This window comes from Methanomassiliicoccaceae archaeon (assembly GCA_034928305.1).
In the GTDB taxonomy this organism is placed as follows: Archaea; Thermoplasmatota; Thermoplasmata; order Methanomassiliicoccales; family Methanomethylophilaceae; genus VadinCA11.
On sequence record JAYFOZ010000005.1, the window covers coordinates 51,775 to 74,905 of the forward strand.

Below are 23,131 nucleotides of genomic sequence, written 5' to 3' on the forward strand. Positions count from 1 at the left end.
CTGCGTGAAGATGCCCTTTGACATGCTGAGCCCCTGGCTCTCCAAGATGCTTAGCGAAAGGGGCATCTATGAGCCTACGGAACCCCAGGCGGACGCCATACCAAAGATAGCAAAAGGGCAGAACGTACTTCTTGTCGCACCTACGGGCATCGGTAAGACAGAAGCGGCGGTTCTGCCTATACTCGACGAGATAAAACGCCGTGGCGGCGTCGGGTTCCAGTGCATCTACATAACTCCCCTGCGCGCGCTGAACCGCGATATGCTGAAAAGACTGGAGGACTACGGGAGGGAATCCGGCATATCGGTGGGCGTGAGGCACGGAGACACCACTCAGAGCGAGAGAAACAGCCAGTCGAAAAATCCTCCTCAGATACTTATCACGACGCCCGAGACCCTACAGGTGCTTTTTACCGGGAAGGTGCTCAGAGAACATCTGAAAAAGGTACGCTGGGTCGTTGTCGACGAGATACATGAGCTCGCCGATAACGAAAGAGGCGCGCAGCTGAGCGTGGCCTTAGAACGGCTTTCCATACTGGCGGGGGAATATCAGAGGATCGGGCTGTCCGCGACGGTCGGGGATGTCGAGGAAGTTAAAAAATTTTTATCTGGCACTAAACGGGAGGTCATTGTTTGCAGGCACGACACCCACCGAGATTATGATATTACCGTGGAGTGCCCGGGACCGGACTCCGACCCGCATCTCCTCGACAAGCTTCAGACCGACCCAGAAATGATGGGCGTCATGAAGCACGCACGAGACCTCATCGAAGCGGGCAATTCGACGCTGTTCTTCGTTAACACCAGGGAGACGGCGGAGTGGCTGGCCGCGAGATACCGTCTCTGGGACCCCGAATTCTCGATAGGCGTGCACCACGGGTCCCTTTCGAAAGAGAACCGCATGGACATAGAGGACCGTTTCAAGAACGGTGAACTGAAGGCACTGGTGTGCACATCGTCCCTGGAGCTGGGAATCGACGTCGGGACCACAGACCTGGTGATACAGTTCAACTCCCCCAGACAGGTCTCGAGGATGATCCAGCGTGCCGGCCGTGCCGGCCACCGTGTCGGGGAGATCATAAGAGCCAGGATAATAGCCACGGCACCTGACGAGGTGGCCGAGGCAATGGTCGTCGCAAGGAGGTCGGACGAAAGAGATATGGAGATACTGGAGGGCAGGAAATGCCCGCTCACGGTGGTTGCAAACCAGCTCGTGGCGATGACGATGGGCGGCAGGATGGACAGAGATGCCGCATTCTCGGTCTTCAAGCGGTCATATCCTTTCAGCACTCTCGAAAGGACGGAGATGAACGACGTCCTGGAACAGTTGAAATCCATCAAGATGATATTCGAAGACGATGAGGGCTTCAGACGTTCCCGTCGCGGAATGGATTATTTTTACAACAATATTTCGATGATACCCGATGAAAGAACATACCTGATCCGCGACATCGGAACCCGTTCGATCATTGGTACCCTGGACGAGAGCTTCGTCGCAACCTTTGCGGAGGAATATGCCATGTTCATCGCCAAGGGCAGGACGTGGAGGATCGTCGAGATGAGAGAGGACGAGCTCCTTGTGGAGGAGGCGAGAGAGATCGGCTCCGTTCCGTCATGGACCGGATCAGACATTCCCGTTCCTTTCGAGGTCGCCATGGAGGTCGGACGGATGCGCAGGCTCCGCAACTACAAGGACTATCCCTGCGACGATAATTGTTCCAGCACCGTGGAAACTTTCCTCAGTTCACAGGGGGACCAAGCCATGCCTACCGACCAGACCGTTACATTGGAGGTTGGTGACAGGATCGCAATAATCAACTGCTGCTTCGGCACCAAGGTCAACGAAACAATAAGCAAGATCGTCTCGGCGCTTCTGACGGCACGTTTCGGAGAGAGCGTCGGAGTATCGACGGATCCGTACCGCATCATAATGGAGCTGCCCCGCAACATTTCGAAGGAAGATCTGGAGAGCACGTTCAGGCTCATACGGCCGGGAACCGTGGAGGACCTCTGCCGCAAGACGATATTGAATTCTTCTTTCCTGAAGTGGAGGTTCGTATATGTCGCAAAAAAGTTCGGTATTATCGAAAAGGAAGCTGACCATCGCTTCATGAACTTCAACCGGCTGTTCGATTTGCACATGGGGACGCCTGCTTACAGAGAGGCTGTCAACAAGGTCCTCTGGGACGACCTGGACATCCTAAACACCGAGAGGGTCGTCTCTATGATGGCCGGGGGCGAGATAAATATAGTTTCCGGAAGGGTCGCCCCGATAGGCCTCGAAGGCCTTACCCGCTCCAAGGAGCTCATGCAGCCGATACGCGCCGACCACTCCATCCTGATGGCAATGAAAAAAAGGATCGACGACGAGACGCTCTTCGCGACCTGCCTGAACTGCGCATCCCAATGGAGATTCCGGGTTGGCGACGCCCCCGACCGGCTAACTTGCCACAGTTGCGGTGGCGTCATGATCGCAGCGCTAAAAGAATATGAGAGGGAGAATGTCAAGCTCCTCAGACAGAAACGCATCACCGCACAGGAAAAGAAAGAGATCCTGCGCATGTCACGGAACGCGAATCTGGTGAGAGAACAGGGAAAGATGGCGATATTCACACTGGCCGGAAGGGGCATAGGGCCGGAAGGGGCTTTCAGGATCCTTCGTGGCATTCATGTGGACGAGGATGAATTCCTAAGGGACATCATGTCGGCCGAGATCCTGTATGCGAAGAACAAGAGGTTCTGGGACTGAAAATCATATGTCCAACGGCAACTTTGTGGGGCCGTATTCCTTCAGTTCCTGATTTATTATTGTTATCAGCCCATCGTTCGATATTGTCCTCTCCACACGGTAGACTATGCCGTCGTCCTGGCCCACCCAGCGCTTGATGACTTCTCCGGTGTTTTCATCGCTGTGGACGTAGAGATCGACGTCTTTTTGACCGAAATTCGACGTGGAATATCCGGTTATACTCGAGTTCAATATCCCATAGTCCGGGCTCGATGTGAAGCTCCACCTCTTCTGGAGCTCATAGACCTTGTCGGTGTTCGTGTCGGCATCATGATAAGAAATATTGCTGGTGGTCGTGACCCTGTTCTCTCCCAGGATGTCCATGTACGTGGTGCTGACATCTCCCCATAAGGCAGTGGTGACAATATCTCCGTTCAGGTTCTCATACTGGTGGGTGCCCGTTACTTCATATTCGTAAATCGTGGCATCGTAGTCTTTGAGAACAATGTAACCCAGCGATGCTATGACAATTGTTACTACTACTGTCACTAACATTAACGAGACAACAGACTTGCCTTTCTTTGCCGCCATCGAGCGCTCCAATCCCGTTAGTACACGACCAACTAATTAACTATACGCAATGCAGGCCTTTCAAATCAGGCCGCCCTTCACCGAGAACTCCTGTTCTTTAACCTGTGGCACCGGCTCCTTCAGGGCCACGTTCTTTTTCGCGTAGAAGCCTTTGCATATCACGTAGACCTCGGAGGATGTTTCCCTCGAGGCATCGGGAGAATGTATTTTGACGGAGGCAAAACGGCTCTCGAGCTTTTTCATGATGGTATCGAACATGTCTCCCATGAAGACCTTCATCACAAGCTTGCCTCTCTTCTTTAGGATACGGTCGCAGACGTCCACCGCGAACGTGCAGAGATGTATCGAACGGGCGTGATCCAAGGAATACTGGCCCGTTATGTTCGGCGCCATGTCCGAAAGGATGATGTCCGTCTTGCCGCCTATCTTGGCCAACAGTTCGATCATCGTCGCATCCTCCGTTATGTCTCCGAGGATCATCTCGACACCTTCCATGGGGCGCATCTTCCTAAGGTCCACGCCTATCACCTTTCCGGTCTCGCCTACTTTTTCTTTGGCGACCTGCAGCCAGCCGCCCGGGCACGCGCCGAGGTCGACAACCGAGTCGCCCTCGCTGAAAATATTGAAGCGCTCGTCGATCTGAAGGAGCTTGTAAGAGGCCCTGGAGCGGTAACCCTCTTTCTTTGCGAGCTTGTAATAGTGCTCATGCCTCCTCTCCTCCACCCACCGATCGTGAATTCCCACAGCCGCTCATCGCGTTTAGCGTTAAACCCTTTTCCCACGTCATAAATATACTACGGGGATATTCTGTAGGCGAGCGCGATGACCGACCCATGGACATATGAGAAAGCAGGAGTGAGCATTGACCGCAAATCGAGCGCCATAGAATCACTAGTCGGAGAACTTACGTACCGTCGCAAGGGGGAAGGACAGAACGTGAGGATGTCGGGTCTGTTCGCCAGCCTAATAGACTACGGAGACGAATATCTGACACTGGCGACCGACGGTGTGGGGACCAAGCTGCTGGTGGCACAGGCAATGGCAAAATGGGACACGGTGGGCATAGACTGCGTTGCGATGAATGTCAACGATACCATCTGCGTGAACGCGGAACCGATCTCTTTCGTCGACTACGTGGCAATAGCTGACCCGGACGAGAAGATCGCGCGCGACATCGGCATCGGTCTGAACAAGGGCGCCGAGATGTCCAACATGGATATCGTCGGGGGGGAGATCGCGGTCCTCCCGGAAATCGTGAGGATGCCCGACCTTTCAGGAACCTGCCTGGGTCGCGTCAAGAAGGACCGTGTGGTCACCGGTTCCGCCTGCAAGGAGGGCGACCTGATAGTTGCGCTGAAATCGTCGGGAGTGCACTCTAACGGGCTTACTTTGGCCAGGAAGGTGTTCGAGGCCGCAGGCATAGAGCTCGGCGAAAAGACTTCGGGTTTGAGCGGAACGGTTGGAGAAAATCTGCTTGAACCGACCGAGATCTACGTCAAGGAGGTTTTGGGCATCACATCCAAACACGAGGTCCACGGGCTGGTGGACATCACCGGAGGAGGACTCCGCAACCTGCTGAGGATGCGTAAAGGGCTCCGTTACATTATTGATGACCCTTTCAAACCTGCACCGATATTCAATAAGGTACAGGAGCTCGGCAATGTGACCGAGAAGGAAATGTACCAGACATTCAACATGAGCATGGGCTTCATGATAATTGCACCCGCAGGGGACGCCGAACGTATCGTATCCGAGAACGCGAACGCAAAAATCGTGGGGCGCGTCGAAGAAGGGGCGGGCGTGCTCTTGGAGACGGAGAACCTTACTTACGACCATTATTGATCCATCAACGCATGGATCGCGCCGCATACGGCGCCGATAGCGGTGCAAGTTTCCAGAGAATATCCTCCCCCGGTTATATCCAGATTGTACCTGGGTATCGATGCCGCGCTCTTCGGGACCCCATGGGGGCCCAGGCCGAAGACGAGCATCACGCTTCTGCCGTCTCTCAACTGGCCGACCACCTCTCCGAGCTTGATCTCCTTCGGCTTTTCCGGCCTGCTGGTGGTCAATATTGGCTCGCCCAGCTGCGGCGGGAAACCTTTTGAAGGATATGGAAACGTTGAGAACCTGCCCTCTGATGCCAGCTGCACGAAATAATCGCCATGGCTGCCGATGCTCGTAGTGCCGGCTACCCAGTCGGCTATCTGTTGGGGGGTCCTGCAGTCCTCCGGTATCGGAAAACCGAAAAGTACCAGGTTCATTCCGTATGCCATCGCTATGTCGCCCGTGCGGGCGATGACCCGCCTGTGCGGCTCCCTGAATTTATTGGCGTCGTACGAATTATAAAGCCCGATCGTTACCCGTCCTTTACCCATCCCGATACCTCATTGCTTCCTACGGCCTACTATCGCATGAGCGTCGCCGTCCAAAAAAATTTCATAATCCGGATATTCCTGTTGGATGCGACGGATCTCAGCCATGGTCTCCGCAACCGTCAGGCGGCTCGTCCTGACGTCGATAAAAACCTTATCATCCTCCAAACAGGTCCCTCCTCGGCCCAATGGTCCGGGTTGATAAATGTGGTGCCGCGAGCCGGGCTCGAACCAGCGACTTCATGATCTTCAGTCATGCACTCTCCCAACTGAGTTACCGCGGCGCAATTCCCCCAATGTGGGGACGTCTTATAAAGTTTACTGGGTCCTGTCCGGGGGATTTTTACCTTCGGGACGACTTTCAGGGCCCCTCTGCGCCCCTTTAGACCCGACCTGGTAGCAATCCACGGCCTCTGAACGGTATATCGACCTGCCGGCCTCCATGATATTGACGAGTGCCGCTGCGAAGCAGACAGACGAAACTACCGCAACGGCGATCCATATCAGAAGTGCCAGATGTTCGGGGCTGTTGAAATCCCCCGGAATTGTCGAAATGGCCTGTATAGACAGCATGGCTGCCGCCAATGACGAGATGTGCGCCGCGGCGGATGTTGCCACGGCGCCGGTCGCAAGCGACCTGTGTCCCAACTTATCACTCGTCCTTCTCCGTCCACTGACTGGGCTCTTCTTCGACTTCGGCATTGTCGAATTCGGGTTGCTCGTACACCCTTTCCGGCGCTTTTTCGACCGCCTCGACGATGTCCTTCTCTTCGACTATCGGCTCTACGGCAGTGACCTTGTCTTCGTCGCGGACGTCCATTATCCTGACGCCCTGGGTATTCCGACTGGTCTCTCTTATTTCATCGACCAGGATACGGATGACCTTGCCGTCGGTGCTGGTAAGCATGAGCTCGTCTCCGTCGGAAACTTTCCTGACGCATACGACCCCGCCGTTCCTCTCGTTGGTCTTGATGGTTATGACGCCTTTTCCGCCCCTCTTGACGAGGCGGTAGTCATCTACGTCCGATATCTTGCCGTAGCCATTCTCTGTAACGGTGAGAAGCTTGTCCCCGGGGCGCACTACGGCCATCGAAACGGCCGTGTCGCCTTCGTTGAGCGTTATCCCCTTGACGCCCATAGTGTCCCTTCCGGCAGGACGAACGTCGTCCTGATAGAACCTCACTGCCTGTCCTTCGCGGGAGGCGATGATTATCTGGTCTCCTTCGGTACATATCGACGTTTCGATCAGCTTTCCGTTGTCCTGGAACTTTATGGCCTTGATACCTTTCTTTCTGACGTTGCCGTAGGCGCTGAGCCTGGTCTTCTTGACCGTTCCGTCGTTGGTGCAGAACGTCAGGTATTTGTCATCGGAGAACTCGCTGACACATATTGTGTTGACCGTGAACTCTCCCTCCTCCAGGTCCGAAAGCAGGTTGACGATCGGCTTGCCTTTGGACTGCCTGCTGCCCTCCGGGATCCTGTACGCTTTAAGCCAGTGAAGCCGTCCGTGGTTTGTGATGAACATCACATAATCATGAGAGCATGTGATGAACATCGTCGCCACGTTGTCCTCTTCCTTGGTCTGCATCCCCATGAGCCCGACTCCGCCCCGGCCCTGCTGCTTGTATGTGGACAGCGGGATACGTTTGATGTAACTGCCCTTGGTTATCGTGATCACGACGTCCTCTCTGGGAATCAGATCCTCCTCATCGGTATCGATTGCGGACATGTTGATCTCGGTGCGGCGCTCGTCCCCGTAATCGGCCTTCATCTGCAGCAGCTCATCTTTGATTATGGCCCTGATGCGCTCGTCCTTTGCGAGTATGTCCCTCAGATCCGCCATCAGCTTGATCAGGTCCTCATACTCTTCTCTGAGCGATTCGATCTCCAGGCCCGTCAGCTTCTGCAGGCGCATATCCAATATGGCCTTGGCCTGCTCCTGGTCGATCTGAAGCAGAGACTGAAGGCCGTTGTTGGCCTCCTCCGCGTCATCCGATGCCCGTATCAGCGCAAGAGTCTCGTCGAGCATCTCGAGTGCTTTGATCAGTCCTTCGATGACATGATATCTCTTCTCGGCGGCGGACAGCTCATACTGTGTCCTGCGTCTGACCACCTCGTCCCTATGATTGACATAATGGAAGATCATGTCGCGTAGAGAGAGGAGGGTCGGCTTGTTATCCACAAGTGCCAGATTGATAACTCCGAAGGTCGTCTGCATGTTCGTCTTCTTGAACAGATTCTCCAGGACCACATTGACAATGGCGTCCCTGTGCAGTTCGATCACTATGCGCATTCCGTTCCTGTCGGACTCGTCGCGCAGATCGGTTATTCCTTCGATATCCTTGTTCTTGACGCGTTCGGCGATGTTCTCCACGAGAACGGCCTTGTTGACCTGGTAAGGAAGCTCGTCGACTATGATGCGGGACTTGCCGTTGGCCATCTCCTCGATATGCGTCTTGGCGCGGACCCTGATCCTTCCGCGGCCTGTCCTGTAGGCGGACTGTATCCCGGAGAGCCCGTAGATTATGCCGCCGGTGGGGAAGTCCGGACCTTTTACGAACTCCATCAGCTCATCGCTCACGGCGTCCGGCCTGTCCAGGTAGTAAATGATCGCATCACATACCTCGTTGAGATTGTGTGGCGGCATCTTGGTCGCCATTCCGACTGCGATACCGTCTGACCCGTTGACCAGCAGATTGGGCATCTTCGATGGCAGCACGGAGGGTTCCTGAAGGGACCCGTCGTAATTGTCTACGAAGTCCACGGTCCCCTTGTCGAGGTCGACCAGCATCTCGTTGGCCGTCTTGGCCAAACGCGCTTCGGTGTAACGCATTGCCGCGGCCGGATCTCCGTCCACGGAACCGAAGTTGCCCTGTCCGTCGACCAGCGGGTATCTGAGCGAGAACGACTGGGCCATCCTTACCATCGAATCGTATGCGGCGGAATCGCCGTGCGGATGGTACTTTGCAAGGACCTCTCCCACGACCTTTGCGGACTTCTTATGGGGCCTGTTGTACGACATTCCCATGTCGAACATTGCGTAGAGTATCTTCCGGTGCACCGGCTTAAGGCCGTCTCTTACGTCCGGAAGCGCGCGTCCCACTATGACGCTCATAGCGTAATCGATATAGGAGCGCTTCATTTCGCGCTCGATCGTCTGGTCCATGACCCTCCCGTCCGCGGTTTCCCTTATTACAGAATTTTCGGCCATGTTTATCACACATCCAGGTTGACGACTTCTTTTGCGTGTTCGATTATGAACTCCTTTCTCGGCTGAACGTCGTCGCCCATAAGAACCGAGAACAGCTGGTCCGCGATAATTCCGTCCGCGACGGATACGCTCTTCATTATGCGGGTCTCGGGATTCATGGTCGTGTCCCACAGCTGCTGCGGATTCATCTCTCCCAGGCCCTTGTACCTGCTGACGTTGGCTCCCTGTCCGAGGTTGGCCACGGCGGCGGCCATCTCTTCCTCGTTATAAGCATAGACTTCTTTCTTACCTTTGTAGACTCTGAAAAGAGGCGGCATCGCGATATACACATAACCATGGTCGATAAGCGGCCTCATCTGCCTGTAGAACAGGGTCAGGAGCAGCGTCCCTATGTGCGCTCCGTCAACGTCGGCATCGGTCATGATGACGATCTTGTGGTACCTTATCTTGGTGATATCGAAATCGATGCCCAGCCCGCCGCCGATCGCGATGGCCAGATTCCTGATCTCCTCATGGTCGAGGAGCTTGCTGGGACTTGTTTTCTCGACATTGAGGATCTTGCCGCGCAATGGCAGTATTGCCTGGAAATTGCGGTCCCTCCCTTGTTTGGCGGAGCCGCCTGCCGAATCGCCCTCCACGATGTACAGCTCGCATTTGGACGGGTCGCGCTCGGAACAATCTGCAAGCTTTCCGGGCAACGTCGATGTTTCCAGTACGCTCTTCCTGCGGGTGGCTTCGCGGGCCTTTCTTGCCGCCTCCCTGCCATCCTTCGCGTTGATTCCTTTTTTTATGATGAGCTGGGCCTGAACAGGGTTCTCCAGTAAGAATTCCGCAAGCTTCTCGTTCATGAACGAAAGGACTGCGGACATTGCCACGCTGCTTCCCAACTTCGCTTTCGTCTGACCTTCGAACTGCGGGTCGGACATCCTTATGCTGATGATCGCCGTAAGCCCTTCACGGACATCGGAGCCTTCCAAAGACTCGTCTTTGAGCATTCCATTGTCCTTGGCGTAATCATTTATGGTTTTGGTCAGAGCGGTCCTGAAACCGGTCATATGTGTTCCGCCCTCGGGTGTGAATATCGTATTGACGAACGAATCGATCTCCTCGTTGTATCCGTCGGTGTACTGCATCGCGATATCGATCTGTACGCCGTTCCTCTCTCCCTCCAAGTGGATCGGGCTGTGGATCGGGGTCTTCGCCCTGTTCAGGTATTGTACGAACTCGGAGACTCCTCCGTCATAGTGGAACTTTTCAGACTTTCCCGTCCTGTGGTCCATTATGGTTATCGTGACCTCTTTGTTCAGGAAGGCATGGTTCCTGAACCTGTTCTGCAGAGTCTCGTAGTCGAAGACCACCGTCTCGAATATGGAATTGTCCGGCCAGAACTGTATGATCGTCCCGGTCGCCTCGGTCTTGCCGATAACTTCCACATCTCTGTCCGGGATGCCTATCTGGTAGCTCTGGCGCCATATCTTGCCCTCCCTATGGACGGTTGCTATAAGCTTTGTGGACAGACCGTTGACAACCGATACGCCTACGCCGTGGAGTCCGCCGGAGACCTTGTAGCTGTTCTGGTTGAATTTTCCTCCTGCATGAAGGTCGGTCAGACATACCTCGAGACCTGACTTGCCTTCTTCTTTGACGATTCCCGTGGGTATGCCTCTTCCGTTGTCCGTAACCGTGATCGAACCGTCCGTGTTTATCTCCACATCGACAGTGGTGGCCCATCCGGCCATCACTTCGTCGATACCGTTGTCCACGACTTCGAACACCAAGTGGTGCAGGCCACGGGCATCGGTGCTTCCGATATACATTCCCGGTCTTTTTCTTACAGCCTCTAGGCCATGCAGAGCAACTATGCTGTCTTCATCATACACTTCTTCATTCTTCCCATCCATAACGAACAGCTCCGCACTGAAATGTCAATGCAATGTCTCTCCCTATGGCCTCTTCCTATATAACGACGCGCGCATCGCGCGCGTGCGCGAGGAACGCGTCCGAAATCGAATTCAAAAAGGTTGCATTCTTCGGGAATGCTGAAATAAACGTAAGCGGATTGGTGGCCGATACCAGATGAGCACCTTAATGGATCAGGCACGTAGGGGCGAAATTACTCCCGCTATGAGGATCATCGCCGAAAAGGAAGGCGTCACAGAAGAATTCATAAGGAACGGGATAGCCTCGGGCCGCATCGTTGTGCCCTGCAATCCGATACACAATCCGGAGCCCGCCGCGATCGGCGAGGGGACGTCCGTCAAAATCAACGTAAACCTCGGAACCTCGAGGGACATCGTGGATCTTGACAGCGAGTTGGAGAAACTGAGGATAGCCATCAAATACGGCGCGGATTCTGTAATGGACCTTAGCACCGGAGGAGATATCGACGCCATAAGAGCCAGACTCCTGAAGGAGTGCCCCGTCATCATGGGCTCCGTCCCAATCTACCAGACGGGACTGACCGCCGCGCGCAACAACGCCGTTGTCGACATGTCCGAGGACGACATATTCAACGGCATCGAGAAACATGCCAAGGACGGGATGGACTTCATGACCGTCCACTGCGGCATAACCAGGGAAACGGTCGGATGGCTGAAGAAGTCAAAAAGAAAAATGGACGTTGTATCCAGGGGAGGCTCGTTCCTCACCGCGTGGATACTCCATAACGAAGAAGAGAATCCTCTGTTCAAGAACTACGACTACCTGTTAGAGATGGCCCGCAAGTACGAATTCACACTATCGCTAGGCGATGGTTTCAGGCCCGGATGCATCTCCGATGCCTCCGACCAGGCTCAGATATCCGAGCTCATGACGTTGGGCCATCTGGTCCGGCGGGCCCGCGAAGCGGGAGTTCAGTCGATGGTCGAAGGTCCCGGACACGTGCCTCTGGACCAGATCCCGATGAACGTAGAGCTGGAGAAAAGGATGTGCGACGGGGCTCCGTTCTACGTCCTGGGTCCTCTGGTGACCGATATAGCGCCGGGCTACGACCATATCGTCGGGGCGATCGGGGGAGCCGTCGCGGCCCAGGCCGGCGCCGATTTCCTTTGCTACCTCACTCCGGCGGAACATCTTTCCCTGCCGGACGTCGACGACGTTAAGGAGGGCGTGATCGCATCGAAGATCGCCGCCCATGCTGGGGACCTTACCAGAGGAAGAGGTTTCGAGATGGACGACACAATGGCCAGAGCCCGCAAGAAGCTCGACTGGGGAACGATCTTCGAGGTCTGTTTGGACCCTGAAAAGGCCCGCAAGTACAGGGAAAGAGGATGCACCAAGCTAGAGGATGGATGCTCCATGTGCGGCGACGTGTGCGCTGTCAAGATCGTGAACCAATACCTGATAAAAGACAAGGACATCCTGGACAGACACGAAGGTTGCTGATGGCCGCCCTGCATCCCCTGGATAGCGAAGATGTCCCGGAAAGCGAGAAGATAAGATTCTGGGACATCTTCGCGGAGACATACTCGTCCGCACAGCAGGGGGACATGCCCGACCGCATAGTAGAATGGCTTTCGGAAGAGGGTTTCCTGAACAGAAACTTCGATGTCCTGGAGATCGGGAGCGGCCCCGGAACGTATTCTCTCATAATGTCCCGTTTTTCAAAAACCGTCTCGTGCCTGGACTCGTCCGGAAAGATGATGGACAGACTTTTCGCCTCGGCGGATGCTGAAGGGATCAATAATCTGGAGAGGATCCAGGCAGACTGGAACAGCTTCGCTTCCGAGAGGAGCTGGGACACCGTCTTATCGGCCCTGTGCTCGGGATCGGGAACCCCTGATTCGATAGACCGTATGGACAGTTTCGCGACCCGCCATTGTGTTATGATTTCATGGATCGAAAACCACGGCGACGACCTTCAGTCGGAGATATGGTCGAAACTGGGAAGGGAATACAGCTACAGGTCCAGGACCACCAACGACATCGTGAAAACCCTCGAGCGCACGGGACGCCTCCCGGAAACGCACACATTTTCTGCCGAAATATCCATCGATATGTCTGTTGAGGAAGCCGTACGAAGTCAGACGAAGACCTTCTCGGTCTTCGGACTGGAGGAGGAGGCTGTGGCCGTGACGAGAGAAATATTGGAAAAACGCTCCGTCGACGGAATATACCGCTTCAGAGCCGTAAACAGGCTGCTCGTGACTGTATGGGAGCCCCTGAAATAAAGAATGGAGCCACTGGAGGGAATCGAACCCCCGGCCTACGGTTTACGAAACCGCCGCTCTACCGCTGAGCCACAGTGGCGTATGAGGCGCGAATGAGCTACTGCTTTTAAAACTTTACACAGAACTCAGCGCCGATATCTGGGGAACATGTCTCTAAAAACCACCGCATCCGCAGCTATCCTCGGCGACTCGCATATGAAATTACAGTCCTTCTTTGAATCTTCCAATACATTGGCCAGAAGCTGCATGTCCGGGTCCCTGGCCTCCAGAGGCAAATGGTTCTTTTCGCCTTTGTCACCATATTCTATGCAACTGATGTGGAAATGGGCGACATCCCCGCAGAGTGGAAAGAACTCGCCGATCAACGCGCGCATGTCTTCCTCCGTCTTGAGGGAACCTCCGTTCCTGGCATGGACGTGGGCGACATCGAGCACTGGACGTGCGCCGTCCACAGAGTCCATCACCTCCTCGATCTCCTTGAGCGTTCCAAACTGACCTTTCTTACCCATGGTCTCAATCCCCAGAATCACATCCTTGATCCCCTCATTGTCCATATTGTTCTTGCATGTGGTGAGGCCTTCGATGACCGAATCGGTCGCCGTCTCGGGATGTTTGCCGTAAGATGCGGCATGTATGACGATGATATATGCGCCCATATTATGCGCCACGCGGGCGGTATCCATGACCCAGCCTACGCTTTTTTCTCTCGTATCGGGAGTCTCCGAATTGAAACTGATATAATATGGCGCATGACAGGACAGCCTGATGTCCAACCGCTCGGCCGCGGAACCTATCTCCCTGGCCCTCTCTTCGGAGACACGGGCGCCGCGTACAAGCTCGACCTCCAGGGCGTCCAGCCCAAGCGACCTGGTGTATTCCAAAGAGCCGATAGGCGTCTTTCCTTCCGAGGGATATCCTGCGGGACCGAATCTCATGCGGGGTACACCGGCTTCGGCATATTTACATTTCCCGCCGGAACATAATTTATCTGATTTATTGTATAAATTAATAGAAATAAAATAAGCTGGCTATTTTATTTTTCATTTTTTCTTGTTGCCATCTTCCTTGATCTCATGAAATAACTAATTATCGACCGAGAGATATCGGCACCCTATGGATATCTCTATGGACGTCTCCCTGGACCCGACCCTCGGATGTGGCCAGGCCCACCGCTGGCGGAAGTATGGCGATACATGGAAGGGAGTTATTGGGAACTATGCGGTCGAGCTTGTACAGAACGACGGCGGGTTCGAATGCATAGGATGCAGCGAGGACCGCATAAAGAGATACTTCCGTTCCGAGGACGACCTTTCGGCGATAATGAAGGAGATATCCGGAAGGGATCCCCATATAGCCAGGCTTGCTGCCGCCTGCCCCGGCCTGAGATTACTGAGACAGGACCTCTGGGAGTGCACGGCCACTTATATCCTGGCCACCAACGCGAACGTCAAACGTATCGCAAAGATGGTGGAGTCCGTATGCGACCTGTATGGGACGGACCTCGGAGGAGTTAGATCGTTTCCGACACCGAAACAGATACTTGACGGCTGCGGAAGCATCGGCGAATGCCGCCTCGGATATCGTGAGGACCGTTTCGTAGAATTTGCCGAGAAGGTGGAAGACGGCACCTACGACCTCGAATCGATGGAATGTCTCGATTACGGAGATTGTGTCAGAGAACTGAAAAAGATCAACGGCGTCGGACCGAAGGTCGCAGATTGCGTCGCTATCTTTGCTTACGGCCACCTTGAGGCTTTCCCCGTCGATGCGAGGATATCAAGATCGATGAGAGATGTCTACGGCGTGGAAGGAAGCTACAAAGACGTTTCGTCGGCCGGGAGGCGTATCTTCGGGAGATATGCCGGATATGCGCAGGAGCTTCTGTATCACTCTCTGAGCATAATTTTCTGAATCTCGGCGTCGGCCATTGCGCAGGCGGGAGGGTTGTATCCCGTGTATTGTTCGTATATCTCGGCCAGCATCCCGCAGTTCTTGACTACGCTGCAGAGTCTACACATCTCCGTCACGAAATCGCTGCCTTCGGCCGCCAGGTAACTAGCGGATTTTTTTATCTCTTCGGAGAAGAGTTCGTACCTCTCGCTGTTCTGGATCGTCTCGTTCTCCCCGCGTTTTTTCTTCAGATACTGGGATATGGCCGCGTCGGTAACCTCGAACTTCCTGGCGACCTGCGCCTGTGACATGCCGTGCTCGAAGACCAGCTCTCTTGCGACCTCCCTGCGTATTGTGGGCAACACATACCAAACAACGATCTCACAAGGGATCTTCATAAGTTAACGATAGTTCAAAGGCTATAAATCACTTGCGCGTGACCGCTCCCGGATTGGATTTCAGGTAAAATTCTACGGCGTCCCAATCGTCTTCCTGTTCTACCGACTTGCCGTCTTCCATAGATATCCCTAGGGACCTTGCCGTGTCGCCAAGGAACTTTTTCGCACGGTCGGACCCTTTGAAATTCTCGACCTTGGAACCGGCGTATGAAAGTTTCCCGTCAAATGACCCAGATATCTTTGTTCCTTCAAATATGACCGCACGGGACTGTCCTATCTCCGCTTTTATATGTTGTCTTATATAAAAATGGAGATTGTCCTGGGTGTTCAGCGCAAAAATTTCCTTGTGGATATTCTGCTTCTTTCCGACATCGGAAGAAAGGATCCATATTAGGGTCGGATCGTCCTTGATGAAGAAACCTTTCTTAAGCAACCCCTCTCTCTCGAGCGCAGCCAACGTAGACCGTACCTCCGACATCCGGGCGGACATGAAGCGAGATAGGTTCTCGGCGGAGAATATCCCGAAATCTGAAAAATGACGTCTGGCTATTTCTTTAATAGCCTCTTCCCTCGATATTTTCGGCATCGGGATGATGCTGTAGTAAGAATCGGAATCCTGATGAATAACGGAAAGCTTGGACAGCGCGCTGAGAGCGTCTACGGTTCGGGACTGGGACAGAGGAGACCCCGACACGATCTCTTTTCTGGATATCGGCGAGTGGTTGGATATCATAGACAGTATCATCTTCTCGTCGCCTTCGATCTCTTCGGACTTCGCAGCCCTGTAAAGCTGTGCTGATTCCTTTGTTGTATAACCTATGAAAGCAGGGTAAAGAGCGGTCTTCACAAGATACCCGCGCTCCAACTGCTTCTTTATGGTTGTCTTGTCCAGCACCCTGGTGTATATCTCCTGGTCCCCTCGGATGTATCCGCGGGAAATGACCGCGTTCATCACTGTAGGGTACCTGTCATTCCCTCCCACACGCTGCTTCTCGAAAACGTAGCTCAGGAACTCGTCGTCGGTCATTGAATACTCGACGAAGTCGCCTTTCGCATAGAAGCCGTTGACCATCAGATAGCCTGCTTCCTCCATCATCTTCTCCACATTCGGAGCTAGGAGAGCGGCGTCCTTGCCCATTACCTCCCTTATACGGACGATGTCCGTGTTCTTCATTTTGAAGAACAGCATTATATCGTCTATCGATGCGAGCGCTGCGGGAATGAGTTCCTCCGAGTCCAGGTCGAAGGACCTTATCTCTATGCATCCGGACATCTCCCACATCTCGACGGCCCCCACTACGGACGACCCCCTGACGAGCGGATATACCCAGCTATCGCCGTAACGCGCCGAAAGTTCGGCCCATTTGGAAGAAATGTCAGGGTCGAACGGAGTGCATAGGCGAATTTTTGCCTCGTGCCCGTGTATTCTCCCGAGAGCCTCTATCTCGTCATCGAAAACAAACATCTGAGTCTGTGAGTCTCCGACTATTATCTGCGAAGCCCCTATTTCGTCCATCAGCCTTTTCGCGTCCTCGGGAGCTATTCCCAGAGTATATCTGAGGGCCTGTGCGGGCAGTGGTCCGTAAGCCCGTACCGTCTGTTTTGCGAGCTCTGTAAGGGGGTCCCCTTCCGCCGTTCCCGGACGGTAGACCAGATATGTGTTCTCGGTCCCCCAGTCCTCTCTTTCTCCGAACGCCCTGACTATTCTGAGAGAGCGGTCCAGGCGGTAGACTGCCTCTTTGATAGCGTCCTTGTCCATCCTCATAGCGCCGACCAGCTGGCGCAGAGTGGCGGTACCCATGCCGTCGATCATGTTGAGTACCTTTTCATCTCCCGGCTGCGTTTCGTCTGACCTCAGGGCCGCGAACCGGTCCGCATCTTCCGAAAGTACGTACCTCACGCGTCCGCGCATGAACCTCCCCAGAAGTATCCTTCCGGATTCCCTCATCTCCTGCCAATCTTTGAGTTTGAAGTCCTTGACGCGACTGAATACATCGATCTCGCTTCCTGCAGAACCGTAGAATTTGAAATAATCGACTATGTTGGAGAATTCGCGCCCTTTCGATGCGCGGTATTCCTCGACCGCCTCGAAACTGTAAATATTCTCCTTTCCGGCACGGAGCCTCATCCTGTCGATCTTCAGCATATACTGGTCGCCCTCGGATATCAGGAATCTGCCCTTGGCCACATCCCCGCTGCTCAGAAGCGACTCCAGCGAGGCATGTGCATCTTCATCCGTCAGGGATAACGCGAACGCGATCTCGGCCGATGTGGCCGGCGCGAAACATTCCAGATGCCTCATTATTATGCGGTCCACGGCCGAGTTCCTGTCCATTGAGGTGTTGTCCGCCTTGGAATAGAGCCACTTCCCGTTGCCGGTGATGGCCGTCCTGGCAACCCTGTACATGGCCTCCAGCTTCCTTATGGAACGATATACGATGTCCTCGCTGATCTCCAGTGATTCGGATATCTGGTTGATCGGCGTGTCCCTGGAGACCTCTTCTAAGACCTTGATGTCCGTGTCCGTCATCTCGCGTTCCTTGACGGTCGCGACCGCGTAGTACTGTACCTCTTCTGCGGCCATCACATAGGGGTCGTCCATGAACACCGAACCTATCTTGCCTTCGGAGAACAGCTCCCTTATCCACTTGTCCACTGTCTTTTTGTCCTCGTCGGAATAAGAATAGATGTTCCTTCCGCGCTCGCGGAGCGCCTGGAGGGGGCCTGTCCGCATCAGCATCGGAACAATATCGTCCTTGGTCTGTATGCGTCCGATCTTCTCCCTGAAGTACGGTATGATATGGTCCTCATCGAATTCGAACTCTTTTACGGCATCCCCGAGCGCGCGATAGAGGACCTTGCGGTGCAGCTCCCTCAGGAGTGCGGACCGGTCCTCCATTAGCACAATGTCCGAGAAGCTCGAGATTATCGCGCTGTGCGCGAAGGGCGACGGCGTTCCCGTGAACAACACCGTCTCGATCTTCACGTTGCCGCCCTCTATCAGCTTCAGGACGTGTTCCGCGTTGCGGATGTCCATGTCGTCCTCCATGATCTCCCTGTAGGTTTCTTCGATGACGGGCATGTTCTCCATGTTCCCGAGCTCTTCGAGAAGATAGGAGGAACGTATCTGCTGCCTGTTGACCGATATCGAACGCCCCATGTAGTTCCTAAGAATCATGAAGCTGCGGGACGCGGTGTGCCTGAATCTTAGCTTGAATATCTCGGAATCCTTGATCGCTTTACGCAATATCTGCTCCAGGTCCCTGGCCTTCAGCATGCCCGGGATCTTGGCTATGTCCACCTTGCGCGATGTACCGATCATGAAATTATCGTCGGAAACAGTGACCGAAACGTTGGTCCCCAAGATATTCGTCAGACGATAGGCGTAGCCGCGGGAAAGAGCATCGTTCACCCTTCTTCCGAACGGGAAATGGAACACGAGCCTCTGGTTGCCCGACGGGTCCATGTACTCCTCGATCGCCAGTTTTTCCGAGTCGGGTATGAAGCCTGCAACGGCCTTCTGCTCCCTGAAGTACGACAGTATGCTTCTGGCCGATCCTTCGTCTATGTCAAGGTCCTCCGACATGCTGCTTATAAGCGAGGCCGTGTCGGAATCCAGGCGTTCCGACATCTCCTTCCTGAACTCGGCGATGTCCATCGAAAGGTCGAAGCTCCTCGGGAGCATCTCGCCCGCCCATGACGGGACGGTGGGCTTTCTGCCTGTGGCCTCTTTCACGAAGGCGGTCATTCCCTTGGACCTTACGAACTCGAAGGAACGACCTCCCAGAACGAAGATGTCCCTGGGGGACAGCCTTTCGACGAACTTTTCTGAAAGTTCGCCTGCCATGGACCCGTGACCCGTTATGACCTTGTAGTTTGCCTCTTCGGGAATTGTTCCCAGATTGAGGTAGTAGATCATCCTGGCGCCCTTCTTCCTGCCGAACTGGTTCTCGCCCTCGTCGTACCATATTTTGGAATAGACTCCTTCGAAGTCGTCGCGACTCCCCAGATACCTTATGTCGCTGAGGAACTCCTCCCTGGTAAGATTCCTGTAACAGTACGAACCCTTGACTAAACGGAATGCCTCGTCTACGTCCCATCTGTTGTCCAGGCTCATACCTACGATGGCCTGGGCCAGAACATCGAGGCAGTTCTCCGGTATGCCCACTCTGTCGATGTCGCCCCGGTGGGCGGCGCGGCACATGACGGCACATTCCACCAGATCGTCGGAATCAAAGACCAGGAGACGTCCCTTCGCCACCTGCCCGAAGCTGTGGCCGCTGCGGCCGATCCTCTGCAATCCCTTGGCCACCGATTTAGGAGAACCGATCTGGCAGACCAGATCTACCGAACCGATATCGATTCCCAGTTCCAGCGACGTGGACGAAACGACGCATTTGATCTCGCCTCTTTTGAGCCTCTCCTCCACATCCAGCCTCGTTTCCCTTCCGAGGGAGCTGTGGTGGACCTCTATGTTCTCGAGCCCTCGCTCTTTTAGTTTGTAGACGACGCTTTCGGCCCCGGAACGGGTATTTGTAAAGACCAGCGTCGTCTCATGAGTGTCGATGAGCTCCTTGAGCTGGTCGTACATCATGGAATTGACCATCTCCGAGGACAACGCGGTCATATCGGTGGCAGGACATATGACCCGAAGGTCCAGCTGCTTCTTTGAATCGGATTCGACTATCGTAACGTCCCTTATGGAACCGTCGGGGTTGTTTCCTACGAGATATCCCGCGATGGCCTCCATGGGGGCGAGGGTAGCGGAGAGTCCGATGCGCGAGAAGTCGGTCTCGCACCAGTTCTTCAGCCGCTCAAGCGTCAGAGAAAGGAAAGCACCCCTCTTCGAGTCGCATATGTCGTGGATTTCGTCCAGTATGACCCATTCGACCTTCTTCAGGCTCTCTCTGAACTTTGGCGCTGATATGATGAGGGCCAGCGATTCGGGGGTTGTGATGAGAATGTGCGGAGGGTGGCGGGCCATCTTCTGCCTCTCGTTCTGGGGCGTGTCGCCCGAACGAACGGCGACCCTTATCCCGGGAGGCTCGAACCCGTGGTCGATGGCGACCTTTGCCATCTGGTTTAGCGGCTCGTTCAGATTTCGGTTTACATCGTTGGCCAGCGCCTTCAGCGGCGAGATATATATGCAGTATATCCTTTCTTCCAGCGTCCCGGCCCTGGCATACTTTGTCAGTTCGTTTATGATGCTGGTAAACGCCGTCAGGGTCTTACCGGAGCCCGTAGGGGATGATACCAGTACATTCTTCTTCTGGTGGATGAGAGGTATGGCCTTGGCCTGCGGCTCGGTAAGGCCGTCGAACCGCTCTTCGAACCATGTGGAGATCAGCGGCTCCATGACGCCCATGACCTCTTCTTTCGTGTACACCTTATCTGATCTTTCTATCATCGCGATGCCTAATCCCTTGTCCTTAGTGTTCTACCGTATTTATCTTTCTTCTTTCTAACTTAAAAAAGGATTATATCTGCACACACGCTGTTCGTGTCATGAAAAGTCGGATCGCAGCTTTGCTCTTGGTCGCAGTTATGATCCTGCCGATGGCGGGCTTGTTGCTGAGCGTAGACGAAGCTTATGCGGCCGACGATACAACTTTCACGGGCATAGCCCAGGACAGCGACGGAACCCCGTTAGGAGATGTCGAAGTACGCTTGGACTGGGCGGTTGGCGGTACCGGCTTCGCTGTTTCGGGAACCGCCCTTTCGGATGCGGACGGCAATTTTTCAATTGTGCTGCCGGGAACATACGATATTTCCAAGACCAACACCGTAACGATATCTTACAGAAACGAACTCCACATCATGATATGCGATGATGTCGCCCTTGAGGATTATACCATATCTGGCACCACGTTCGATCTCGGGGAGGTCAAGGCCCTATACATATTCACCATAGGCAAAAACATGACGGTGACGGGCACCGTGAAATACGGATCGGAACTCATAGGCGGGGCCACAATATCTCTTTTGAAAAGTAACGGAACGGTAGCGGGCACCGATACGACCGGAACCGACGGAAAATACGAGATAAAATGCGAGCCTGGAACATACACGATCACGGTAAAGCGCGGCGGGTTCGAAGACCAGATCATCAACGGAGTGGTAGTAGGTGAAGACAGCAGCTCGATAACCAAGGATATCAGCCTGGTCCTGGCCCCGCAACAGACCTACTGGGGCCTGGACCTTCCGCATCTTTTCACCATTGTAGGCCTGATCGTGGCCGGAATTCTGCTCATGATAATGATGGCCTACGTGGTATACACGAGGAGACATCACGGAAAGCTCAAGATAGTGGACGATGAGGATTGATCAGCGCTTCAGCTTTCCGCGGACGTCTTCGTAAAGGTCGCCGCCGCTCGCATCTATGGCAACGATGAGGGGCCCCAGTCTCTCCGCGTTGAATTTCCACATCGCCTCGGCCATGCCCAGGTCGTTCCATTCGGAACCGGTGCTCTCCCCCAGCCCTTCTGCGAGAGAGACCGCGGTCCCCCCTACGGCCGCCAGGTATACGCAGCCATGTTTCTCCATCGCCTCGGCGACCTTTTTCGACATGCCGCCTTTGCCTATGATCGCTCTGATCCCGAACCTTTCTATCATCTCCGGCTCCAGGTCGTTCATCCTGGCGCTCGTGGTGGGGCCTGCTGCCACAGGTAGCCATTTTTCCCCGCGCTGGACCATGATCGGGCCGCAGTGGTACAGCACCGAGTTGAATATCTCGTCCGGGACGTCTTCGCCTGTCCGGGCTTTTTCCAGCGCCCTTTTGTGCATTTCGTCCCTGCCGGTGATGATCGGGCCTTTGATATACACCGTCTCGCCGAGCTTGAGAGACCTGACGGTCTTCTCGTCCAAAGGAGAATTGAGGATCAACGGAACGCCCCCTGCGTATATTCCACCTTTTCAGAGGTTATCCTTGCTGTCGCCCTGCGGTTCGCCCAGCATCCTATGCTTACGGCCACCGGAAGGCTGGCGGTGTGGCACGCCGCCTTCTTGATTCTTACTCCCAGTGCCGTCGTCCTGCCTCCGAGGCCCATAGGGCCCAGTCCGCTTTCGTTGATTTTCACGAAAATATCTTCTTCTATCTCTCTGAGCACCGGATCGGGATTGTCTTCCCCAACCGGGATCAGGAGGGCCTCTTTGGCCATGGAAATACATTTTTCGGACGTTCCGCCGATCCCGACGCCCACTATACCGGGAGGACATGGACGTCCGCCGGCCTCCAGAACCGCATCTATGATCGTTTTCTTGACTCCCTCTACGCCGTCCGATGGGTTCAGCATCACAAGTCGCGTCATGTTCTCGGAGCCTGCGCCCTTCGGCATGACCGTGATCTCGATAAAATCGTCGTCCGTGGGGTAGAAGTGGACGATGGGCATGCCCTCGCCGAGATTGTTCCCATAGTTTTCGCGTGTAAGCGGGTCCACCGTGTTGGGTCTCAGCGGTATCTCCTTGGTCGCCCTCGCAAGCCCTCTCTCTATTTCTCCGATGATCGATGGATCGAACCTGCCTTTAACGTAAAAAACAGGTATTCCGGTGTCCTGGCACATCGGACGCGAGAGGAACTCGGCCTTTCGGACATTGTCCATTATCGCGCCCAGCTGGGAATACGCGGTCTGGTCGGATTCCCATCCCGCGGCGGCCTCCAGCGCCCATCCCACATCGGACGGCAGTTTCGTATTGGAGGCCTTCAGGAGATTGAACACGACGTCTTCCAAAGGCTCAGGCAGTTTTATCATGCTAGCTCATGGCGGAAGTACTGA

At 54.6% G+C, this 23,131-nt stretch carries 18 protein-coding genes and 2 tRNA genes; 6 read left to right on the forward strand and 14 right to left on the reverse strand.

The genetic code is table 11. From position 1 onward, the window contains the following. The first annotated feature begins 10 nt into the window (after positions 1-10). A complete protein-coding gene (locus VB016_06470; GenBank protein MEA4978168.1) occupies positions 11-2,746 on the forward strand; it encodes a DEAD/DEAH box helicase in 2,736 nt (911 codons plus the stop codon). A 3-nt stretch (positions 2,747-2,749) separates the two neighbouring features. On the opposite strand, the gene VB016_06475 is transcribed toward VB016_06470, so the two are convergent. Together VB016_06475 and VB016_06480 are read right to left on the reverse strand one after the other, a co-directional pair. Beyond that, positions 2,750-3,316, reverse strand: a complete 567-nt coding sequence (locus tag VB016_06475; GenBank protein ID MEA4978169.1) for a hypothetical protein — start codon at positions 3,314-3,316, stop codon at positions 2,750-2,752. 60 nt (positions 3,317-3,376) lie between these two features. After that, a complete protein-coding gene (locus VB016_06480) occupies positions 3,377-4,060 on the reverse strand; it encodes an RlmE family RNA methyltransferase (GenBank protein MEA4978170.1) in 684 nt (227 codons plus the stop codon). Between the two features lie 78 nt (positions 4,061-4,138). Between VB016_06480 and purM the strand changes: the two genes are divergently transcribed. Beyond that, a complete protein-coding gene (gene purM / locus VB016_06485) occupies positions 4,139-5,158 on the forward strand; it encodes a phosphoribosylformylglycinamidine cyclo-ligase (protein ID MEA4978171.1) in 1,020 nt (339 codons plus the stop codon). On the opposite strand, the gene VB016_06490 is transcribed toward purM, so the two are convergent. From VB016_06490 to gyrB, 6 genes are all read right to left on the reverse strand, one after another. Beyond that, positions 5,152-5,694: a DUF531 family protein gene (locus VB016_06490; protein ID MEA4978172.1), complete on the reverse strand. Its 543-nt coding sequence runs from the start codon at positions 5,692-5,694 to the stop codon at positions 5,152-5,154. The genes purM and VB016_06490 overlap by 7 nt on opposite strands. Before the next feature lie 9 nt (positions 5,695-5,703). Further along, the gene (locus VB016_06495; GenBank protein ID MEA4978173.1) at positions 5,704-5,859 is read right to left on the reverse strand and encodes a hypothetical protein; all 156 of its coding nucleotides are present in this window, start codon (positions 5,857-5,859) and stop codon (positions 5,704-5,706) included. Positions 5,860-5,899: 40 nt separating this feature from the next. Next, positions 5,900-5,975: transfer RNA gene (locus tag VB016_06500), tRNA-Phe, on the reverse strand. A 34-nt stretch (positions 5,976-6,009) separates the two neighbouring features. Beyond that, positions 6,010-6,339: a hypothetical protein gene (locus VB016_06505; protein ID MEA4978174.1), complete on the reverse strand. Its 330-nt coding sequence runs from the start codon at positions 6,337-6,339 to the stop codon at positions 6,010-6,012. Between the two features lie 4 nt (positions 6,340-6,343). After that, positions 6,344-8,902: a DNA gyrase subunit A gene (gene gyrA / locus VB016_06510; protein MEA4978175.1), complete on the reverse strand. Its 2,559-nt coding sequence runs from the start codon at positions 8,900-8,902 to the stop codon at positions 6,344-6,346. 5 nt (positions 8,903-8,907) lie between these two features. Beyond that, positions 8,908-10,803 carry a DNA topoisomerase (ATP-hydrolyzing) subunit B gene (gene gyrB, locus VB016_06515; GenBank protein ID MEA4978176.1) on the reverse strand — a complete coding sequence of 632 codons (1,896 nt, stop codon included), beginning with the start codon at positions 10,801-10,803 and terminating at the stop codon, positions 8,908-8,910. 187 nt (positions 10,804-10,990) lie between these two features. Between gyrB and thiC the strand changes: the two genes are divergently transcribed. Both thiC and VB016_06525 read left to right on the forward strand, forming a co-directional pair. Continuing rightward, a complete protein-coding gene (thiC, locus tag VB016_06520; GenBank protein MEA4978177.1) occupies positions 10,991-12,286 on the forward strand; it encodes a phosphomethylpyrimidine synthase ThiC in 1,296 nt (431 codons plus the stop codon). After that, positions 12,286-13,071, forward strand: coding sequence for a class I SAM-dependent methyltransferase (locus VB016_06525; protein ID MEA4978178.1), 786 nt, complete (start codon positions 12,286-12,288; stop codon positions 13,069-13,071). Before thiC ends, VB016_06525 begins: the two co-directional genes overlap by 1 nt. Before the next feature lie 4 nt (positions 13,072-13,075). Here VB016_06525 and VB016_06530 read toward each other — a convergent pair. Together VB016_06530 and VB016_06535 are read right to left on the reverse strand one after the other, a co-directional pair. Beyond that, positions 13,076-13,150, reverse strand: a tRNA-Thr gene (locus tag VB016_06530). 46 nt (positions 13,151-13,196) lie between these two features. Beyond that, positions 13,197-14,006 (reverse strand): TIM barrel protein, encoded by an 810-nt coding sequence (locus VB016_06535; protein ID MEA4978179.1) that lies wholly within the window; start codon positions 14,004-14,006, stop codon positions 13,197-13,199. A 178-nt stretch (positions 14,007-14,184) separates the two neighbouring features. Here VB016_06535 and VB016_06540 point away from each other — a divergent pair, with 178 nt between their 5' ends. After that, entirely contained in the window at positions 14,185-14,982 is a 798-nt protein-coding gene (locus VB016_06540) for a DNA glycosylase (GenBank protein MEA4978180.1), read from the forward strand. Here VB016_06540 and VB016_06545 read toward each other — a convergent pair. Both VB016_06545 and VB016_06550 read right to left on the reverse strand, forming a co-directional pair. Further along, the gene (locus VB016_06545; GenBank protein MEA4978181.1) at positions 14,958-15,359 is read right to left on the reverse strand and encodes a transcriptional regulator; all 402 of its coding nucleotides are present in this window, start codon (positions 15,357-15,359) and stop codon (positions 14,958-14,960) included. The genes VB016_06540 and VB016_06545 overlap by 25 nt on opposite strands. 28 nt (positions 15,360-15,387) lie before the next feature. Further along, positions 15,388-20,766: an ATP-dependent helicase gene (locus VB016_06550; protein MEA4978182.1), complete on the reverse strand. Its 5,379-nt coding sequence runs from the start codon at positions 20,764-20,766 to the stop codon at positions 15,388-15,390. Positions 20,767-20,864: 98 nt separating this feature from the next. Here VB016_06550 and VB016_06555 point away from each other — a divergent pair, with 98 nt between their 5' ends. Beyond that, positions 20,865-21,683, forward strand: a complete 819-nt coding sequence (locus VB016_06555) for a carboxypeptidase-like regulatory domain-containing protein (GenBank protein MEA4978183.1) — start codon at positions 20,865-20,867, stop codon at positions 21,681-21,683. Here the strand turns inward: VB016_06555 and VB016_06560 are convergent, their stop codons facing one another. Then, positions 21,684-22,241, reverse strand: a complete 558-nt coding sequence (locus VB016_06560) for a FumA C-terminus/TtdB family hydratase beta subunit (GenBank protein MEA4978184.1) — start codon at positions 22,239-22,241, stop codon at positions 21,684-21,686. It lies immediately after the preceding gene. Beyond that, positions 22,238-23,107, reverse strand: a complete 870-nt coding sequence (locus tag VB016_06565; GenBank protein MEA4978185.1) for a fumarate hydratase — start codon at positions 23,105-23,107, stop codon at positions 22,238-22,240. Before VB016_06565 ends, VB016_06560 begins: the two co-directional genes overlap by 4 nt. Positions 23,108-23,131: the final 24 nt, after the last annotated feature.

What these genes read in the sequence shown, in the direction of transcription:
- VB016_06565 (MEA4978185.1), bottom strand. Translation starts at nt 23,107, where the DNA reads ATGATAAAACTGCCTGAGCCTTTGGAAGACGTCGTGTTCAATCTCCTG.
- VB016_06545 (MEA4978181.1), bottom strand. Translation starts at nt 15,359, where the DNA reads ATGAAGATCCCTTGTGAGATCGTTGTTTGGTATGTGTTGCCCACAATA.
- VB016_06540 (MEA4978180.1), top strand. Translation starts at nt 14,185, where the DNA reads ATGGATATCTCTATGGACGTCTCCCTGGACCCGACCCTCGGATGTGGC.
- VB016_06475 (MEA4978169.1), bottom strand. Translation starts at nt 3,316, where the DNA reads ATGGCGGCAAAGAAAGGCAAGTCTGTTGTCTCGTTAATGTTAGTGACA.
- VB016_06550 (MEA4978182.1), bottom strand. Translation starts at nt 20,766, where the DNA reads ATGATAGAAAGATCAGATAAGGTGTACACGAAAGAAGAGGTCATGGGC.
- VB016_06555 (MEA4978183.1), top strand. Translation starts at nt 20,865, where the DNA reads ATGAAAAGTCGGATCGCAGCTTTGCTCTTGGTCGCAGTTATGATCCTG.
- VB016_06525 (MEA4978178.1), top strand. Translation starts at nt 12,286, where the DNA reads ATGGCCGCCCTGCATCCCCTGGATAGCGAAGATGTCCCGGAAAGCGAG.
- thiC (MEA4978177.1), top strand. Translation starts at nt 10,991, where the DNA reads ATGGATCAGGCACGTAGGGGCGAAATTACTCCCGCTATGAGGATCATC.
- gyrB (MEA4978176.1), bottom strand. Translation starts at nt 10,803, where the DNA reads ATGGATGGGAAGAATGAAGAAGTGTATGATGAAGACAGCATAGTTGCT.
- VB016_06490 (MEA4978172.1), bottom strand. Translation starts at nt 5,694, where the DNA reads ATGGGTAAAGGACGGGTAACGATCGGGCTTTATAATTCGTACGACGCC.
- VB016_06535 (MEA4978179.1), bottom strand. Translation starts at nt 14,006, where the DNA reads ATGAGATTCGGTCCCGCAGGATATCCCTCGGAAGGAAAGACGCCTATC.
- gyrA (MEA4978175.1), bottom strand. Translation starts at nt 8,902, where the DNA reads ATGGCCGAAAATTCTGTAATAAGGGAAACCGCGGACGGGAGGGTCATG.
- purM (MEA4978171.1), top strand. Translation starts at nt 4,139, where the DNA reads ATGACCGACCCATGGACATATGAGAAAGCAGGAGTGAGCATTGACCGC.
- VB016_06470 (MEA4978168.1), top strand. Translation starts at nt 11, where the DNA reads ATGCCCTTTGACATGCTGAGCCCCTGGCTCTCCAAGATGCTTAGCGAA.